Origin of the sequence: Collinsella sp. SGI.241, from assembly GCF_050312955.1 — a bacterium.
In the GTDB taxonomy this organism is placed as follows: Bacteria; Actinomycetota; Coriobacteriia; order Coriobacteriales; family Coriobacteriaceae; genus Collinsella.
The window spans coordinates 13,206-28,065 of sequence record NZ_JBNPKM010000012.1 but is presented as its reverse complement, the minus strand read 5'-3'; the positions used below and the strand labels follow the sequence as shown (position 1 = coordinate 28,065).

At 56.6% G+C, this 14,860-nt stretch carries 17 protein-coding genes; 10 read left to right on the top strand and 7 right to left on the bottom strand.

Going from position 1 to position 14,860, the window contains the following annotated elements; all coding sequences use genetic code 11:
* Positions 1-53: 53 nt before the first annotated feature.
* Positions 54-791 carry a tRNA (N6-threonylcarbamoyladenosine(37)-N6)-methyltransferase TrmO gene (gene tsaA / locus ACQQ92_RS06450; RefSeq protein WP_427728364.1) on the bottom strand — a complete coding sequence of 246 codons (738 nt, stop codon included), beginning with the start codon at positions 789-791 and terminating at the stop codon, positions 54-56.
* Between the two features lie 141 nt (positions 792-932).
* On the opposite strand from tsaA, the gene ACQQ92_RS06445 reads away from it, so the two are divergent.
* From ACQQ92_RS06445 to ACQQ92_RS06425, 5 genes are all read left to right on the top strand, one after another.
* Positions 933-1,760: a TipAS antibiotic-recognition domain-containing protein gene (locus ACQQ92_RS06445; protein ID WP_427728366.1), complete on the top strand. Its 828-nt coding sequence runs from the start codon at positions 933-935 to the stop codon at positions 1,758-1,760.
* A gap of 51 nt (positions 1,761-1,811) precedes the next feature.
* Complete coding sequence (locus tag ACQQ92_RS06440) at positions 1,812-2,057, top strand: glutaredoxin family protein (RefSeq protein WP_427747527.1); 246 nt, start codon at positions 1,812-1,814, stop codon at positions 2,055-2,057.
* Between the two features lie 361 nt (positions 2,058-2,418).
* Positions 2,419-3,705, top strand: coding sequence for a hypothetical protein (locus tag ACQQ92_RS06435; protein ID WP_427796078.1), 1,287 nt, complete (start codon positions 2,419-2,421; stop codon positions 3,703-3,705).
* 57 nt (positions 3,706-3,762) lie between these two features.
* Entirely contained in the window at positions 3,763-4,029 is a 267-nt protein-coding gene (locus ACQQ92_RS06430; RefSeq protein WP_427794972.1) for a hypothetical protein, read from the top strand.
* Between the two features lie 8 nt (positions 4,030-4,037).
* A complete protein-coding gene (locus tag ACQQ92_RS06425) occupies positions 4,038-4,304 on the top strand; it encodes a ribbon-helix-helix protein, CopG family (protein WP_195361954.1) in 267 nt (88 codons plus the stop codon).
* 144 nt (positions 4,305-4,448) lie between these two features.
* Here ACQQ92_RS06425 and ACQQ92_RS06420 read toward each other — a convergent pair whose 3' ends face one another.
* Complete coding sequence (locus ACQQ92_RS06420; protein ID WP_427796077.1) at positions 4,449-5,402, bottom strand: tRNA dihydrouridine synthase; 954 nt, start codon at positions 5,400-5,402, stop codon at positions 4,449-4,451.
* 348 nt (positions 5,403-5,750) lie between these two features.
* Here ACQQ92_RS06420 and ACQQ92_RS06415 point away from each other — a divergent pair, with 348 nt between their 5' ends.
* Positions 5,751-6,431 carry a hypothetical protein gene (locus ACQQ92_RS06415; RefSeq protein ID WP_427796076.1) on the top strand — a complete coding sequence of 227 codons (681 nt, stop codon included), beginning with the start codon at positions 5,751-5,753 and terminating at the stop codon, positions 6,429-6,431.
* A gap of 419 nt (positions 6,432-6,850) precedes the next feature.
* On the opposite strand, the gene ACQQ92_RS06410 is transcribed toward ACQQ92_RS06415, so the two are convergent.
* Together ACQQ92_RS06410 and ACQQ92_RS06405 are read right to left on the bottom strand one after the other, a co-directional pair.
* Positions 6,851-10,105 carry an ATP-binding cassette domain-containing protein gene (locus ACQQ92_RS06410; RefSeq protein WP_427796075.1) on the bottom strand — a complete coding sequence of 1,085 codons (3,255 nt, stop codon included), beginning with the start codon at positions 10,103-10,105 and terminating at the stop codon, positions 6,851-6,853.
* 87 nt (positions 10,106-10,192) lie between these two features.
* The gene (locus ACQQ92_RS06405; protein ID WP_427796074.1) at positions 10,193-10,486 is read right to left on the bottom strand and encodes a hypothetical protein; all 294 of its coding nucleotides are present in this window, start codon (positions 10,484-10,486) and stop codon (positions 10,193-10,195) included.
* Between the two features lie 159 nt (positions 10,487-10,645).
* Here ACQQ92_RS06405 and ACQQ92_RS06400 point away from each other — a divergent pair, with 159 nt between their 5' ends.
* Positions 10,646-11,233 carry a hypothetical protein gene (locus tag ACQQ92_RS06400; RefSeq protein ID WP_427719382.1) on the top strand — a complete coding sequence of 196 codons (588 nt, stop codon included), beginning with the start codon at positions 10,646-10,648 and terminating at the stop codon, positions 11,231-11,233.
* A gap of 126 nt (positions 11,234-11,359) precedes the next feature.
* Positions 11,360-12,256: a tetratricopeptide repeat protein gene (locus ACQQ92_RS06395; RefSeq protein ID WP_427796073.1), complete on the top strand. Its 897-nt coding sequence runs from the start codon at positions 11,360-11,362 to the stop codon at positions 12,254-12,256.
* 68 nt (positions 12,257-12,324) lie between these two features.
* On the opposite strand, the gene ACQQ92_RS06390 is transcribed toward ACQQ92_RS06395, so the two are convergent.
* Both ACQQ92_RS06390 and ACQQ92_RS06385 read right to left on the bottom strand, forming a co-directional pair.
* The gene (locus ACQQ92_RS06390) at positions 12,325-12,657 is read right to left on the bottom strand and encodes a hypothetical protein (protein ID WP_427796072.1); all 333 of its coding nucleotides are present in this window, start codon (positions 12,655-12,657) and stop codon (positions 12,325-12,327) included.
* A gap of 29 nt (positions 12,658-12,686) precedes the next feature.
* Positions 12,687-12,836: a 4Fe-4S binding protein gene (locus tag ACQQ92_RS06385; RefSeq protein ID WP_229770712.1), complete on the bottom strand. Its 150-nt coding sequence runs from the start codon at positions 12,834-12,836 to the stop codon at positions 12,687-12,689.
* 160 nt (positions 12,837-12,996) lie between these two features.
* Here ACQQ92_RS06385 and ACQQ92_RS06380 point away from each other — a divergent pair, with 160 nt between their 5' ends.
* Complete coding sequence (locus ACQQ92_RS06380; protein WP_427796071.1) at positions 12,997-13,461, top strand: response regulator transcription factor; 465 nt, start codon at positions 12,997-12,999, stop codon at positions 13,459-13,461.
* Positions 13,462-13,520: 59 nt separating this feature from the next.
* Positions 13,521-13,994, top strand: coding sequence for a flavodoxin family protein (locus tag ACQQ92_RS06375; RefSeq protein WP_427719388.1), 474 nt, complete (start codon positions 13,521-13,523; stop codon positions 13,992-13,994).
* 102 nt (positions 13,995-14,096) lie between these two features.
* On the opposite strand, the gene ACQQ92_RS06370 is transcribed toward ACQQ92_RS06375, so the two are convergent.
* Entirely contained in the window at positions 14,097-14,717 is a 621-nt protein-coding gene (locus ACQQ92_RS06370) for a DUF5714 domain-containing protein (protein ID WP_427796070.1), read from the bottom strand.
* Positions 14,718-14,860 lie beyond the last annotated feature (143 nt).

Here is a 14,860-nt window from a genome sequence, read left to right as displayed (position 1 = left end):
GATTTTGGCATGGGGTTTGGCGCTTAATTTGACGGGTGCGGACGAATGGCTGGCTAGTCTCGCGCGTCGTTGATGGAGGTTACCGTCAACCTGGCCCCGTCAACCGTAAACGATATGTCGAGTCCGGCGTAAGCCAAGTGGTAAACGCGGTTTGGCTCGTGCTTGCTGCCCGCGCGGCGCGGATCTTGGCGAAGAACCTCGACCAGGCCGGGGAGCTTTGCGGGCGGGACCATGTCTTGAAGCGCTTGCGGGAACTCAACATCGAGCTCTTGCCACGGAGCACCCTCAATCCAGCCGCCGGTCGCATCCGGGTGGCAGTCCGCAAACGGGATGTAGGGCTTAATGTCGTAGATGGGCGTGCCGTCACGCAGGTCGGCCCCCAGTACATGGATGATGGGGCCGTCGTCGGTGCGCTCAACGCGGCTGAGCTTGACGCAGGTAAGACCGATGGGATTGGGGCGAAACGGACTCCGCGTGGCATACACGCCCACGCGTTCGGCTCCGCCCAGACGCGGCGGGCGCACAGTCTTCGACCACTTGACGTTGGTGCCGGACCTGTCCTGCGTCTTGGCATCGGCAGCTATATCCTTAGCCGCGCCGCCGGGCGTTCCGTTTTCGAAGCGCCACAGCAGCCATAGGTGAGAGAAGGAGTCCAGACCCTCAACTGCTGCGTTGGAGGCAAATTCCGGCTCAAAGACGATGCGTCCCTGCAGGTGGGGCGCCAAAAAGCTGTTGCGCGGAATGCCGAACTTCTGCGGCAGGTCGGTATGTATGTGTGCGATAGGTTCCATGCCGGTCATTGTACGGCATGGAGGTGTGGGGTGCAGCGCGCAATTCTTCGCCGCGGTCTCCCGTCGTGCAACCAACGGTTGCTTGGAAGGAAGCTGGCCGCCGCGTATGCTTAAGCCATCAACCAGCAGAAAGGAGTCGCTATGGCCTTTGCAGAAAAGCTCATTGCCATTCGCCGCGCCCATCACCTTACCCAAGAGCAGCTCGCCGCCAAGCTCTTCGTCACACGCCAAGCCGTCAGCCGTTGGGAACGCGGCGAAGTCACCCCGGGCATCGACATGATGAAGCTCATTGCCGCCGTAACCGGAGAACCGCTGTCCCACCTGCTCGAAATGCCCGAGCACTATTGCCAGAGCTGCGGCATGATACTCACACCCGACGACTGCGGCACCGATGCTGTGGGCGCCACGACCGACCATTACTGCAAGTGGTGCTACGACCACGGCCAGTACACCTACGACACCACCATGGAAGCGATGATCGAGGATTGTGCCCCGCGGCTGGCGCAAAACACCGGCATGTCGCTCGACGAAGCCGTCTCGCTCATGGGCGCCGTCCTGCCGCAACTGGAGCGCTGGCGCTCCGTGCAGGAAAACGAGAAGCGCTACGGTGCCGAGGCGCGGGCGCGCTATGGCGACGAGGCGATCGACGCAGCAAACGAAGCACTGCTGGACATGGACCCCGAGACATGGAACGACATGAAGGAACTTGAACGCGCTATTCTGGGCCAGCTTTCGATTGCCATGGGCGACGGCGATACGGATGGAAGCGAGGCCCGCAAACTTGTCGCGATGCACCGTCGATGGATTGGCCTTAACTGGGGGCACAAGCCCCAAGACGAAGCATACCTGGGCCTCGCCCACGGCTATCTTGCTGACCAGCGCTTTATCGACTACTACGACAAGCCCTGCGGCACCGGAGCCACGGCGTTTCTGGTACAGGCCATCGAGTCGTCGTCAGCTCATGCATAGACCGCGGCGGCTTTGGGTATTTCAATCAAAACCTCAACCGATTGGAGACCTATGGCTACTAAACATGAGCTCACGCTGTACGTTATGACTGGCTGCCCGTATTGCATGAAGGTCAGGCGTTTCCTTGCCGATAACGGTGTGACCATCCCTGAGCGCAATATCTCGACCGATACCGAAGCCGAGCAGACGCTTATCGCCGTCGGCGGAAAACGCCAGGTTCCCTGTCTGTTCATCGACGGCAAACCACTCTACGAATCGAGCGACATCATCGCATGGGTACAGGAGAACCTGCTCTAGCGTGCGAGTACTCATTGGGGACGTTCTTAAATGACTAGCCGTTAAAGAACGTCCCCAATGACTAGCTAACCGTAGGTACTCATTGGGGACGTTCTTAAATGAGTGGGTAGGGCTTCGGTTTCTCAAATATATAGAACATATGTTTGCTCTCTGTGTTATACTCATCCCAAGGCATGAGACTGGTCGAGAGCTCCTGCGGAGGTCCCCAATGACACGCTGGAGCGAGCTCGGTAAGTAAGATTGGTGGTTACCGCACTCACCCATCTCAGACAGGCTGCGCTCCTGTTCGCCGTCGCCATCAAAGAACGGCACTCACAATCAGACTGTTTCTTTTCCGTGAGTCACACAGGAGTGCGTCGCTATGGCAAAAAAGATACCAACCCTTTCACCCGACATTATTTCAAACACCTGCTCGGATATCAGCAGGATTGTCGAGGCCAAACACCTCGGCCAGAAAGGCACCGACCACGAGGCATCTTCGGAAGGGGCTCTGCTCATCGGGCGCCGTCTCGAGCAAGAGATTGCCGGATACCCCATTTCCAATCTAAATGGCCTACTCTCGCCCATCGCTTGCCACCTCAAGCAGCACTTTAGCCCAAGCCTGGGCCCGACCTATCTCAAGCGTTGCATAAAGCTCGCACGAACTGTTCCGGAAGACATGAGTTTTCGACCGGAACTTGATCTAGAACACTATCAGTCGCTCGCTCGCATCGCCGACAAAGATCTGCGCTTGGATCTGATGAACGTTGCCGCTGATAACCGTTGGAGCGCATCGCGCATCGATCGTCATGCCCGCTATCGAAGTCCGCAGGACGTTTTGGATGCTTGGGAGCGCCGTGCGCTTGAATCAAATCAAGAAGTACGGCGCTTCGCCCGCGCCTACACAGATGTCTGTGGAATCATTTCGCTCGATGAACTTATTGAGCTCTACAACTCCTGTGCCCCCAATCCAGTCTCGAGATTTGAGATAAATGAAACTATTTGGCAAATCAGGAACGAATCGGGGCAAATCGACAATCCCTGCGTCATATCCAGAGATGGAAAACTCTATCTCATAGCGCCTGAGCTCGATGTCGCTGTCGATGAAGCCCCTTATTACTACGATGACTACGGATACTCCTATCGAAAATATGAACGACGCAGCGAATACACCGGTGAGATGCGCGCGCTGCGCGAACGGCGCGTTGGCATCAGAGTGGCAGCCATCTTCGCCGGTCACGAACGTCTTCCAATCAAAAGGCTCAGCTATGACGAAGTCATCTGCGGGCATATAAAGTGCAGTCGATCTGTCGAACGACTCAAGCAGTACGTCCTGAGAGACCCTGAGATTAAGGCATCCGATCTCCATGCAAGAGAAGATGAGTTCGATTTCATCATGACAAAGCTTTTGCGTTCCGTTGGACTCAACGGTATGCCGACAGCACAGCAAATTACCGAAGACGCAGCTTTCTTATTGATTGTCGTACGGCCCGAGTTTTACGAACGCAAGAAAACAGCCGAAGTCTCCAAGCTCCTCTCGATAATCTATGAAGACGCTCCCCTCTGGGAGTTCAACGGACGTTCACATACCGAGCTAGAAAGCGAAGGAGTAGTGGAGCCTCCGACGTCGGCTTTACATCGAGAAGTCCAATCAAAACAAGCCGCTTAAGCCTATTAACTGCTTGCATTTTTGTCTACAAAACTGTATACAAAAAGAGAGGCCCTTATGGATCTCATCGCAATCCACCCCCACGCCCTCAAACACGGGCTGACGGAGACGGATATCACCTGCGCCTGGAACTCCGCTTTTGCATGGTTCAGGCGTGATCTTGAAAACGGAGGTATCGATTACGTTCTCGTTGGACTTGATGGAAGAAACCGTCTCATGGAGCTCATCGCTCGATATTGCCCCAATCGAGATGGCTACATCATTTACCACGCCCTTGTCCCTCCTACGCGCAAGGTGCTCAGGGAAATCGGGATCGATCGATAGGAGGCGCTATGGACGCTAAGCAACTCGAAAAGATGATCGGATTTGCCCCCGGAGAGTTGGAAAAGGCCGCGGAGGCATACGAAAAAGATGAGTGGCCGAAGGGTCGCACCATCAAGTTGGGAAGGCCGCCGATTTCTGACGAGCCAAGCGTTGTTTTATCCGCACGTGTAGGTGAATCGGTCCTTGAAGCCTTTGACGCAAAAGCAAAGCGCCATGGGCAAACACGCACGGAGCGACTCAGGGAGCTCATCACGCTTGATGCAATGATTGCCTAGTTACCCACCACACCCAAACATGTACACCAGCATCCAAAGTCGACATTTTTCGACATCTTTGGATGCTGATGTACAGCTTTTGCAACATCGTCATTGGGGACGTTCTTAAATGACTAGCCGTTAAAGAACGTCCCCAATGACTAGCTAACCGTGGAAGCGGGCTATGGGCGCAAGTGGCTGCTCGCGAAAGACGCGATCGACGGCGGCGCGGTATTCGTCGACCTTTTTAGTCTTGCGTACGAGCTTGTGAACGGTAGCGGGTTCGGCGAAGGCGCATTTAGCGTAGAACCACCACTCCTTCATGCGAAAAACCGCGTTGCCGCCAATCTCTTCTGCATATGCCGCAAACAGCGTGTCGTGGAAGCGCTGCAGTTCGGCTGCCGTGGCAGCAGGGCCGCCCTTGACCATGCGAGCCAGCGCGGGGTTCGCAAGCAAGCCACGCCCCAGCATCACATGGCGTGTACCGGGATAGGCCTCCACCAGCGCCTCCATGTCCTCAAGAACAAAAATATCGCCGTTGTATGCCACCGGAAACGGTGCCCGCTTCAACGTCTCGCCATAAAACTCTTTGCGCGGCGAGCCCGTATAGCGATCCTTCTGTACGCGCGGATGCACGATCAGTTCTGCCAGCGGCATGCGACAGTACAGGTCGAGCACGCGCTCGTATTCGTCGTCGCTCTCCAGCCCCAGCCTGGTTTTTACCGACACCGGCAACGGCGATCGCTCGCACACATCAAGCAAGAACACCTCGAGCCCATCGAGGTTGCGCAAGAAGCCCGATCCTTTACCCTTGGCAACAACCGTACCCGAGGGGCAACCAAGGTTGAGATTAACCTCGCGGTAGCCCATGTCGGCGAGCACGTGCGCCGCCCACACAAACTCATCCGCATTCTTGGACATCAGCTGAGGCACCACGTTAAGCCCTTGGTTGTTAGCCGGATCGATTTCCTTAAACGCCTTGCCGCCAAAGCGGTTGCCCACCCGCGGCGGCGGCAAAAACGGCGTGTAATAGCAGTCGAGCGCACCGAAGCACTCCGCATGCACGCGACGGAACACATGCCCGGTAATCCCCTCCATGGGGGCCAACGATAGAATCATCAACATCTACTCTCAAATCAACGCGGCAAAGGAACCGCCCCTTTGTCACATGCATTATGCCTTGTCCTTGAGGCGGCCCACAAGGCGGAGGCGGTTGCTTGATGTCAACCAGCCCTCCGACCATCCCTGTGCAACGAAGGTGAATGGCGCCCACAAACAGCAAGCAGGGCCGCCCCACAGCAGCTCCCTCACTCGCCACTTTTTCCTTGTCCAAAAGAGGACGTTCGCGATCAATCGATCACCAACAGCACGCTGCTGACCGCCATGTCTGAGCAACAGACACCCTCCACTCATATACTCAAGAGCGTATGCGCATCGCCCTCGAAAAACGATGAGAGTCGAGGCCCCATGCAGCAGCTCACCGAACAAGAAAAGAAACACATCCAGCGGTACTGCACATACCCCAAGATCGCAGCGACTGCACTCGTCATGTCGTTCGCAGCATACCTGTTGATGTTGCCGTTCCAAATAATCAACGATATCGCGTTCCACCAAAAGGAATTCCAATCCGCGGGCATATATACCGCCATTGCACTCACCGCAATCGAACTCGTCATCTTTTGCGATTGCGCTCTTGCGCCGCGCTTTGGAATGCAGGGCAAACAGTGGAAGGAGCTGCAGAGCAGGCTTGCGGTAGCCCAAACCAACAAAGACCGCTCCGCGGAGGTCGCCGGCGTGCTCGCCGCGCAAGATGCCTTGGAACCCGTGTGCAAACGCGTCGCGGCAGACGACCCATACGAGTCGTATCACGACTACGGCTACCGCATTATCGGCTATCTGGGTGATAATGACCTCGGCGCTCAAGCAGCCTATGTCTACCTTTCTTTCGATGCAGATGGCATGCTCACGGACGTCGATTACACCAGTCAGATCGACCCCGAGGCAAGCCTTGCATACAACCTCGCCTGCAGCGAGCAGGATATCGCGACACTATGCGCCCCCCGGTCAACGGGTTGGACATTTCCGTTGCCACATCGGGCCTCCTCACGCCATGCAGCCTATCGGATGAATTTAAACAGGCATTTTTAGCCGGATCCCTATATGAAGAAATCAGCATCAAGACGGAGGACGAATCTATCAAGTCGTACTACACCTTTGACACCGAGCCCAAAGAAGAGTTCGACAAGTACACCCATCCGGAAATTAGCCTCATGCTCTCCGCAAAGGAGGACTAGCAACTTACGCTCTAATTGACGCTCGCAAACGCCGTCTATATCTCAAGGTCTAATACTTTTCCCGAGAAGTGAACGGCTATATTTGGACCCCCGAAGCATCGACATTTTTAGACGCCAAACCCGCAGGATTTGGCTGGCAAAACCGCAGGAAATTGCATCTCAAAAGTGTCGATGCTTCGGGGGTCCATTTTGACTCGTTCACTTCTCGGGAAAAGTATTAGACCTCGAATTACATGTCACTCAATGTGACAAAGGGACAGTCCCTTTGTCACATTATTCGGAGCGCAGGGCTTCCACGGGGTCTTTCTTGGATGCACTGCGGGCCGGCAGCAGGCCGGCAACGACCGTCAGCAGCACCGAAATTGCAATGAGCGCCAGCGCATCCTGCACGGGCAGGCTCATCAGATTGGGTACCTGTTTGGCAGCAAGCGCCCAGGCATTAACCGGAAAACTCACGAGCACCACAACGACAATGGCAAAGACACCGGCAATGAGGCCCTCGATAAAGGTCTCGGCGTTGAACACGTTTGCCACGTTGCGCTTCGACGCACCGATTGCGCGTAGGATGCCGATCTCCTTTTTGCGCTCCAGCACGCTGATGTAGGTGATGATGCCGATCATGATGGAGCTCACGACCAGGCTGATGCTCACGAACGCGATGAGCACCAAGCTGATGGTATTCACGATATCAGTCACCGAGCCCATGATGATGCCCATGTAGTCGGTGTACGAGATTGCCTGCTCGTCGTGGCCGGCGGCTTTGACCTGCTTGTTGTACGCATCGATATGGTCGAGTACGCGCTCCTTGGCCTCAAAGTCACGCGGGAAAATCTTGACCGAGATGGGATCCGCTTCATCCGCGTAGCCCAACGTGGTCAGATTGTTGTCGTAGGTGAGCTTCGACGCCTTGGCATAGCTCATCATGAGCGAGCTCAGGTCCTCGGCGTCCATGTTGAAGTGGATGGCACGAGCAAAGGCGCTCGCATCCACGCGCATGGCGCTCGCCAGGTTGGCAAAACTCGAAGACATCTGCGTCACCATCTGGTCCATGAGCCCTGCCGCGCCGGCCTTAAGCTGGGTCGACACGGTCGTTGCCACCTGCTCGCTGATCGCCTTCATCACCTGATCCATAGCCTGCTGCAGATACGGAGCCAACTGATTTTGGACATAGTCGGTCATCGCCTGTTGCAGGCGCTCGACCAGGGCATCGCCGCCGAGCGCCTTGAGCTGCGCCAGGCACTGCTGCGCCACAACATCGTTCTCGAGATACGCCGAGAATGCGGCAGCAAGCTTTGACGCGTCTTTGAGATCTTCGGGTGACAGCGCCCTAAACTGATCAGACTGCAAAAAGCCCTCAAATAGTTGGTTGGCAAGCGTTCCCACCTGTTGCATTTGCTCGGGCGTGAGCTCCAGACCGTCAAAGATGCCCGAGAAATCGGGGGTCGGCGCTTTGGCCATGATGTCGCTTAAGTCGATGTCTTTGCCAACGCCCGAAAGGTCAATATCCAGGCCCGACAAATCGATGCCCGAAAGATCCATGCCACCGGCAGCACCCGAGAGTGCAGACGCATCGAACGAGAACGCGCTCTTGAGCGCCGCCTCGTCCACACTGAACATACTGCCCAGATCCACGCCTTGCTTGGCCTCGCCTTGCAGTTCGTCGAAGGTTTTGCCCGTAAAGACATCCGTCTCGGGGTGGGCAAGTTGCTCTTGCACGATCTGCGAATCGGCGGCGCGCTCCATAAGCTGGCGAGTCAACGCATGCGTATAGGCAATGCCCGGAGACAACGCGCTCGCATTGGCCGTCTCGTTAGGTCGCACCACGCCCACAATGTGCACGTCAATACCGTCGGCAACCTTGGCCGTCATAAAGTCGGCGTCGCCGGACATGTCAGTCCACATGCCGGTCTCTTCGTTTTTGCGATAAGCATCGGCCGGCGACAACACCTTAAACGTCGTGGACAGCGCATCGTCGTAAGTAAAGTCGGCGCCGCTCTCAGGCGTCTCAATCTTACCGTCGGCGGCCATGGCACTGTTCACCAGGTCGTTGAGCTCATCGATATCCAGCGCACCGATGCTGTAAAGCGTATAGTCGCCCACCGTTCCACGGCTCGAAAGCACCATTACGGCTTCGTGAGCGGACGTAGGCCAATGGCCGGCGACGACATCGTACTGGCTGTCGAGCAGACTCTGGTCGTCGATCATCTCGTTAAAGACCGAGGTCCCCATGGAGTCCATGCTCACCGTTGCCGCCGAGCTCGCACCACCGCTCATGGCCTCGGTCATAGCGTTGGGCACCAGCCGGACAGGCTTCTCATCGCCCTTGCCGGCACGATAGACAACCGGCGTCACGCCGTAACCGTACTGGATGGCGTTGACCTCTTTGTCGATACCGTCGCCGCCGGCATCGAGCCATGCCTTAAAGCTCGTCATATCGTTGGACTTAACACTTGCAAACATATCCTTTACGGCCGTGACCACGGGAATCTTTTTGGTTCCCTGAGCCTTGCCGTCGGTGCCGTCGTCGGACGAACCCTCGTTCTTGGACGTATCGTCATCCGTGGCCCCCTGTTCGCCCATCATGGACGACAGGTCGTAATCCTGCTTGGAAATGGTAAGCGGGTAGCTCGAAAGCGTATCCTCCTCGACCTTTTTGATGTAGCCGTTTACGCCATTGGACAGCGCCAAAATCGCCGCGATGCCAATAATGCCAATCGAGCCCGCAAAGGCCGTCATGGCCGTACGGCCCTTCTTGGTCATAAGGTTTCGGGCAGAAAGCCCCAGCGCCGTCACAAAGCTCATCGAGGTTTTGCGCGTAGGCTTGGCCTCGCGGCGCGTGGCGTCAGCGACATCGAAAGGATCAGAATCGTCGGTAATCTTGCCGTCCGCCAGGTTGACGATGCGCGTGGCGTACTCGTACGCCAAATCGGGATTATGCGTGACCATGATAACCAGACGGTCGCGCGCGACGTCCTTGAGCAAGTCCATGACCTGCACGGACGTTGTGGAATCCAAAGCGCCGGTCGGCTCGTCTGCCAACACAATCTCGGGATCATTAATCAGGGCGCGGGCGATGGCCACGCGCTGCATCTGTCCACCCGAAAGCTGACTCGGGCGCTTGTTCACGTGCTCGCCCAGACCAACGGCCTCGAGCGCCTTGCGCGCACGCTGGCGGCGCTCGGCGTGCCCCACGCCCGTGAGCGCAAGCGCCAGCTCCACGTTTTCCAAAATGGTCTGATGCGGAATGAGGTTATAGCTTTGGAACACAAAGCCGATGCGGTTGTTGCGATAGGCATCCCAATCGCGATCGTGAAAGTCCTTGGTCGAAATACCGTCGATCAGCAGGTCACCCGAGTCAAAGTGGTCGAGTCCGCCGATAACGTTGAGCATCGTGGTCTTACCCGAACCCGAGGGCCCCAGAATGGCCACGAACTCGTTATCCCGAAAAGACAGGCTCACGCTGTCGAGCGCCACCTGCGTAAACGACTGCGTAACGTACCTTTTGCAAATTCCTTTGAGCTCCAGCATGGACGGCAACCTCTCCTGCGCAGGCACCTTGCCCGCTCTCCCCCGCCGTTCGTATTCGACGCGTTTGTCCTACTCTATCCCCATTTTTTACCGGCGCAAGTGAGGAATGTAACGAAGCGCGCCAAAAAACGAGCAGGACGGCACATCGCGTGACGTACCATCCCGCGCATACCGCCGATAATGTGACAAAGGGACTGTCGCTTTGTCACATTGGTCAATTGTGAGTGCATCCCCTGGAGCGATATCCGAAACCTCGCTGCCCAGCGCCAGCACGCCGTGCCAGCCTTCCTGTAAGCCACCTTTCTCGAGGATAAGATTCGAGCTGTCGATCGTACTGACGGCGGGCAGTGGTTTGCCAAGAATCGCGTTGGAAACATCCACCACTTCAAGAGTCCCGTGGCGGCGCGGTTGATGAGAGCCTTTGCCGAATAGCGCAAGCCGCCGTGATAATCAAAAAGATGTCCACACGGATTGATATGCTCGCCGATAAAGAGCAGCCATGCCGCAATCTTCTCCGCGGCAACAATACGGAAGGCGACCATGAACGATTGCGGCCAAACAGGCACGCCTAAGGACAGCGCCAGTGCGAAGGATTATAAAAGTGCCCTCGATTACATGCTGTCCGGGCTGAATACCTATGTACGAGACACCGATCTTTCACCTCAGGTCGCCGCGCTCTACAAGCCCGGCACAATCTTTCGCAGCAAGAACCCCGCTGACATATCGTCCCACATTGGCGGCATGAGCACATCGCATCGTCTTCTCATCCTGTTGAACCGCATCATCGATCTAACCGAATTGGAGCAAGACGGCGATCGAGGACACTGTGCGACCCCGTCGGAGTCTCGTTTTTTAGTGCTCGATGCGTACGAATACCACGGAAAGACACAAATTACGCTGCTGCATCTTTTGGACGACGAACGCTGGCGTTACTTTATCGATGCGGTGCCGGCAGCACCCGAACTTGAAATTGATGCCATACGCATCAATTTCAGTGCCGTATGCGAACAGCAGCCCATCAGCGATTTAGCATCCGAAGAATGGCTCGATTGTTGCTCAGACCCCATCGGCGTAAACCCCCAAGGAGAACTGTATTCACCCGAGCCTAAGCCTGCGGAGGCACTTTGACCCGTCTTTGTGGGTGAGCTTGAAAAGCGGTAAGCGCTTTGACCTGCCGTACAGCGAAATGGAAATTCCGCGGTCTCCATCACTTGATACGATACAAAACAGTAGACAATCCGAAAGGAGCAAACGATGGATCTTAATCCCAACAACGCATATGGAGTCGAAAAGGAAGACGTCGCGCGCATAGCAGAACTTGCCGGCATGGAGTTTGTCGACCATGGCGAGGACGAATACAACGAGGGTTTTCCTTCCGAAGATCTTATCTATGGGCCCGAGCAGGAAAAAGACCTCCTCGCCGAGATGGCAAACGTTGCATTCTCCACGCCTGGCGATGATTATGCCCAGTATATCTGCGAAAACAGAGAGTGCATCTACCGTGCGGCCCGTATGTCTTCAGCAGTTAGGGAAATGCTCGTCTTGGGCTACAGGCTGGGAGTTTCGTCCGGCAGCGGAGCCTGTATGAACGATTTAGGCGCCCTCTACTATATGGGAGACCTTGTTGAGCAGGACTACGCCAAGGCCGCGGAACTCTACGAAATGGCGGCCGACGCAGGTTGCTTCCAGAGCATCATCAACCTCGGCTATATCTACGAGTACGGAAGGACTGGCAAGCCCGACCATGCCAAAGCCTATCAGTGGTATTCGCTTGCCGCAGCGCTTGCGCCCTCCAGCGAGGCGGTGTACAAACTCGGCGACATGTTCAGCCGCGGTCGCGCCGTGCCGCAAGATAGGTCAAAAGCATACCGCCTGTACGAACGCAGTCTTGAGCTTGCCCGCGACGATGCAGAGTTCGCCCAGCCCGCCATTCGCATAGCCTCTATGCTCATTGACCCCGACGCCCCCTCTTGTGGCATCGACCGTAATCCCCTGCGCGCGTTGGCGCTCTATCAACGCGCCGAAATCGGTCTGCGCATCGACATCGCCAATGGCATGACATATTACGCCAAGCGTCTCCGCGAGGCCATCGAAGGTCAGGAGAAGGCTCGTGAGCTCGTCGAGATGGACAATTTTGTGATTGACCGCTAAGCGCCACTTTCGCGCGTCTTATCAACATCAATGATCTGATCCTGCCATGGAGTCCCTCCATGGCAGGATCAGATGTTTACCTTGGCGCCGTCGATGGTCTTGAGCTGGAAATCGCCGTAATTGCTGCCGTCCTCAATCATCGGCATATCTTTATTGGCGGCAAGAAACACCTTTTCCCACAGTGCGCTATCGCTCGAAAGGATATTGTTCTCCTTTTGCATGAGCTTCGCATACAGCTCGGCGGCCTCGTCGACATTGGTCGGCTCCTGCGCGATGAGCTCCGCGATCTTAGGATCGGAGCTCGTAGATTCGCTCGCGTTGCCACCGGGCGCCGAACATGCCACAAGACACAAGGCCAGCACCGGCACCATAAACAAGGCCGCAATCTTAGAAAGCTTCATGGTCATTCCTCCGTTTTGTCGAAGCTTGTTTACTTTTTATCGGCGGTCAGAGGGAGCTTTGCTGCCGACACATCCAGGCCATAGCGATAGCTGATGGCATCGACGGGACAGGCCCCGATGCACTTTCCGCACCGGATACATTCGGCATGATTGGACGCGCGGACCACATCGACGTCCATCTGACAAACCTTTGAACACTTGCCGCACGAGACACATTTGCATGCGTCAACCCGAATCCCCAGTAGGGACACCTTATTCATGAGCGCATAGAATGCACCGAGTGAACAAATCCATTTGCAGAAGGGGCGGTAGAACAAAACGCTCAGCTCTACCACGGCAATGAGAACGACAAGTTTCCAGATAAAGAGCCACCCCAGCGCAGATCAAATACCGGCGTTGGCAATGGCCAGCGGAATGGCGCCCTCGAGCACACCCTTCGGACAGACGTATTTGCCCGACTGCGAGACCAAGGTACTGATTCTGTCCGCGCGTGGTGAAGTATCCGTTAAAGTCTCCGGACTCGATGCCGGCGCCAACGATTACCTCACCAAGCCGTTTCATCTGGACGAGCTTGCGGCAAGGACCCGCAGCCTTACCCTCAGACGCTTTACACAAAGCGACATAGTTTTAACCTGCGGAAAGCTCAGCTTTGACACCAAGGCGCGCATCGCTTCCGTGGACAGTGAGGCTCTATCTCTTACGCGCAAGGAAACGGGAATCATGGAATACCTGATGCTTAATCAGGGGCGTCCGGTAAGCCAAGAGGAGCTTATCGAGCACGTTGCGCGGGAATGTGACGAATAACTGCCCCTTTCGCGCACACAAAAGCAAGGGGCCCATGCGCACAGAACCAACGCCATGCCGTGCGCGCGGTGCTGCCCGGTATGAGGGCCCGCCGCTCCGGCCATGTGTTCAACGTGAGCAGCTTGGGCGCTTACAACGTCGGACCGCTCTCGGGCGTGTACTGTGCCACCAAGCGCGCGGTAAAGGCGATATCCGAGACGCTCGACCAGGAGCTCGTGGTGGGTACGCCGGTCTACTTTGCAGGGGCAAACGGCGCGTTGCTCGCGCTGCTCGACCGCGCGTTTTACGCCGCGAGCGTGCACGGAAGACGGTTCGCCGGCAAGCCGGCATGCGCGGTGACGACGCTTTGGCGGGTGGGGTCCACCTCAACACTCGATGAACTGAACCGCTGCTTTACATTCAGTGGCATGCCAGTGGCCTCGTCGACCTACTGGAACATGATGTTTAACAGCGGCGACGACCCCTTTGGCGAGGACATGCTGCGCCAGCTCGGGGAAAACATGGCCCATCTGGTGAGGACGACAAGGGTCTAATGCCCCGATAATCCCATCTACATTTGATTAACTTAGCGGACGCCTACTCGACAGCGGGCGTCCGTTGCATATGGGCGCCAACTTGTGGCGCCGCAAGGTCGGTCATTCTGGCTTCGTCGCTTGTGCCTTCAATCTCTCCTCAGCGCTCAGCATCGCAGGATGATACGGACACTTTTCGCCCATGCACACTGTATTGGCCGCATAGCTATCGCAGGCCGGCGTCTTCTCCCATGCTTTAAGCTGTGGTCCGCCGAGCGCGTTAAAAAACGAAACGGCCTCACGAATCGCCACGCGCGCATCTCGCTTGCAGCACCGTGGGCTTCCCGAGCGCGCGATGGCGGCAAGCAGCTCCGAAACCATAAGCTGCCCCTCCTGCCAGCCTTCACTGCGCAGCGGCGCATTGCCGCGCACGATTGCATATGCCATGCCCGCAGACGCAGCTGCCCCGCACACGCCCCAACGGGCACACGTCGCCCCCGGCACGCAATCCGACCGAGACATCAAATCGGCAAGATCGTCTTTGAGCATCGCATCTCGCTCCCCAGATGCTTCGGCGTTGCGCCAGCACGCAAGCAGCACCGCGCCCACAATAAAATGGTGGATGGGGCCAAAATCCACGCAGCGCTCATCTGCCATAACCTCTTCCAAAAGAGCCGCGGGCGCCACCGACGTACTGGCCATGAGCATCTCAACAATCCAGCCTGTTTGTTCGTCTTTTGCCATGCGGCATCCTCCTCTAAAACAAATTGTGCGCACACTCCATTATGGCCTTCTTCTGCCCGGCGCGCTCAATGCGAAACAACCTGCTTCGCTCGTGCCGCCAACAAGCCCTGCTAGTTCTCGTCGCAAACCAGCCCTGCTCAGGA